The sequence below is a fragment of the Aequorivita sp. CRS11 genome, assembly GCF_059693805.1.
Map to the genome: position 1 here is coordinate 1 of NZ_JCATIG010000030.1, position 1,462 is coordinate 1,462.

Sequence of the window (1,462 nt, forward strand, 5' to 3'; positions counted from 1 at the left end):
TGACCCTTATCGTGGACCCGATCCCGCTGGACCTCGGTCCCTTCGAGATGGTATTGTGCGATGACGAGCTGCAGGGCAGCACCCCGACCGATGAGATCTCGACCTTCGACCTGACCACCCAGGACATTCTGGTCACCGGTGGCGACCTTACCTTGAGCGTACTGTGGTTCGAGACCCCTGCCGACGAGGCTGCGGGCATCCCCATTGCGGACCCGACGATGTACCAGAACATAGCCACCCCCCAGACCGTGATAGGGCGCGTGACCTCGTCGTTCGGCTGTTCGAACCTGATCACGGTGACCCTTACGGTACTTCCGAACCCCAATGCGAACCCGGACCCGGAGCCAATAACCATCTGTGACGATGACGATGACGGGATCGTAGGTACGTTCGATCTTACCCAGCGCGATCTGGAGATACTCAACGGGGAGACCGATGTTACCATCCTCTACTACGAGACCCTGCAGGAAGCGGAGAACGCCTTTCCGGGGACCGAGATCGTAAGCCCCTATACCAATATTGTTCCCTACAGCCAGACGGTGTTTGCGCGCGTGACCAACCAGGTACCGCCCGAGCAGCTCCCGTGCTATACCATCGTGGAGCTGGAGCTTATCGTGGTGCCGCTGCCCGATGCGCCGGACGCCACCCTCCAGGACCCGCTCTTCGCCTGCGATGAGGACGGTGACGGCACTGCCGTTTTCGACCTTACCGTACAGGACGCCTCGGTGTACGGCGTACAGGACCCCGATGACTTTGTGCCCGTCTCCTATTACGAGAGCCAGGCCGATGCCGATGCCGGTACCAACGCCATCGCTCCGGCGGATGCCTTCCCGAGTTCTGGCCAGACCATCTGGGTGCGCCTGGAGAGCCTTGCCACCGGCTGTGCGCGGGTGACCCCGTTCGAGATCGAGATGGGGCTCTATCCCGGTTCCGGCACCGCCAACGACCTGGTCCTCTGTGACGACGAGGTCAACGGCAGTACCGATGACGATGGCATCTCCACTTTCGACCTGACCCTCAACACGCCCGTGATCACCAATGGCGACCCCACTTTGGCGGTCTACTATTACGCATCGCAGGATGACCAGAACAACGATATCCGCATCGCGGACCCTTCCGCGTACCAGAACACCATCAGCCCCCTACAGGAGATCTTCGTGACCGTGGTGGGCCAGAACACCTGCCGTGGGCTGCTGAGCTTCTTTATCATCGTCAACCCGAACCCGGAGCCGGTGGAGCCCGCCCCGCTGGTAGCGTGCGACGTTGACAACAACGGTTTCACCTCCTTTGACCTGGAGAGCAAGAGCGCCGAGATACGCGGCGGAGACCCTACCTTGGCCATTACCTACCACGAGAACCTGCTGGATGCCAATACGGGCAATTTTCCGTTGGCCAGTCCCTACGAGAACATCGTTGCCTTTTCCCAGACCCTGTATGTGCGCGCGGCCTATGGCGGCCCGCC

The 1,462-nt window shown here is 61.0% G+C and carries 1 protein-coding gene; it reads left to right on the forward strand.

What is annotated here, in order from left to right; translation table 11 throughout:
• On the forward strand, nt 1-1,462 hold a 1,462-nt coding region (locus AC58DT_RS15585; protein ID WP_497217717.1), incomplete at both ends, for an FIDD domain-containing protein.